The 1,561-nt window shown below is 36.8% G+C and carries 2 protein-coding genes; both read left to right on the top strand.

The annotated features are described in order from the left end of the window. Positions 1-102: 102 nt before the first annotated feature. The gene (locus tag HC733_RS22170) at positions 103-1,014 is read left to right on the top strand and encodes a bacteriophage abortive infection AbiH family protein (protein ID WP_190367145.1); all 912 of its coding nucleotides are present in this window, start codon (positions 103-105) and stop codon (positions 1,012-1,014) included. Positions 1,015-1,167: 153 nt separating this feature from the next. Beyond that, complete coding sequence (locus tag HC733_RS22165) at positions 1,168-1,455, top strand: DUF4468 domain-containing protein (protein ID WP_190367144.1); 288 nt, start codon at positions 1,168-1,170, stop codon at positions 1,453-1,455. Positions 1,456-1,561: the final 106 nt, after the last annotated feature.

The raw sequence follows: 1,561 nt of genomic DNA, 5'->3' as shown, positions 1-1,561 counted from the left end.
TTAAATTCAGGAGAGTGGTTTCTACGTTTTCTAGTCATCATCTATTCCAATATTTTTGGTTACTATAAAAACAGAACAATCACTTAAAGTCATGTCCGAAAATTGGGGGCCAGTTCTGTTTACATTATTGGAAATGGTTTTGATCTTGGGCATGATCTCCCAACGAGTTATAGCGAATTTTATAAAAAAGAAAAAGCGTACTTAGATGAATACGGAGAGTTTTTTGGCTCAATAATTGGAACTTGTAATTGGTGTGATTTTGAAAACACCTTGGGCGAGTGGGATTGGGAGTTACTGTTCGATTCTACCGTTCTGCCAGATGTGTCTGATGATAACTTTAAGTGGAGCCAAGTGCATGGCTTTGAGGATGCGGTGACAGAAAATTCACAAGAAGTCGTGGACACTATAACAGAGCGCTTTACTCACTGGGTTGAATCTATAGATTTATCACTAACGGCTACTCGTTTGAATAGCCTTAAATGCTCTTCAAATTTTTTATCTTTTAACTACACTAGTGTATTACAGGATGTTTATGGAGTTGAAGATAATAATATATTACATATACATGGTAGGGCTCGGCATACGAACGCTTTAATTTTTGGTCATGGTGAAAGTGTTGAGCAAACTGTTAATGAAGATGAAAGTGGAATCAATAGCACAACGCTTTTCCCAGAAGCTGAAGCAACAGCACAAAAACCTTTGATAAAGATGAAAAAACCAGTAACTTATATTCTTAATAAGTACTCTGATTGGTTTGAACAAACTCGAGGGACTGAGCTGTTTGTTGTAATTGGACATTCTTTAAATGAAGTCGATATACCCTACTTCGAGAGATTGGCACGAATTAATCCTCAATCTAAATGGCTTGTTAGTTATCATGTGGAATCAGATAAGGATATTTATCGAAACAAGCTTATAGATCTAGGTATTAGTGCTGATAATTTGACTGCCTGCACTTTTGGCGAAATTGATGACTGCATCAGCAATTACACCAAGCAAAACGTGCTTATTTGAATTGGTAAGTTTTTAATGTAACAGTCTGTAATTGGCTATGTGTTATTATAAATGGTATAAATGCAGAAAGCATGGTAAAAGGCTGATTTTGATAGAAAAACGACCCAGACGCTTGCTGGCTAGTATTGTTGAGTAGCACAAAAGGAGAATCGCATGCAACTCAGAAATCTTATTGCAACTATAGTAATCATTTTAGGCTTGGGGGGGTGTGCTAGTACGCAGCCTGTCACTGAAGCAGATAGAACTTTCGAAAAGGTTGTTGATGCTCCAAGCTACTCGAAAGACCAGATATATACTTCAACCAAAATATGGATTGCTGAGAATTTCAAATCAGCAAAGTCTGTTATTGAGCTAGATTCTAAAGAAGACGGAATAATAATCGGTAATGGTATTATTCAGTACCCATGTAGTGGCATGGAGTGCTTAGCTAGTCGACACTGAAAATCACTTAATGCATTGATCTTCTTGATGATCTAAACGATCTTACTATCCTCATTTTGCAACGTTTGTTTTCTCACCCCTCAAAACCTTGCAAAATGGAGATTAA

Origin of the sequence: Pseudoalteromonas sp. S16_S37 (assembly GCF_014694405.1) — a bacterium.
In the GTDB taxonomy this organism is placed as follows: domain Bacteria; phylum Pseudomonadota; class Gammaproteobacteria; order Enterobacterales; family Alteromonadaceae; genus Pseudoalteromonas.
The sequence above is the reverse complement of the archived record's forward strand: the minus strand, read 5'-3'. Positions and strand labels throughout refer to the sequence as shown.

Excerpts from the sequence above, each read along its gene's own strand:
- HC733_RS22165 (WP_190367144.1), top strand. The coding sequence starts at position 1,168 with ATGCAACTCAGAAATCTTATTGCAACTATAGTAATCATTTTAGGCTTG.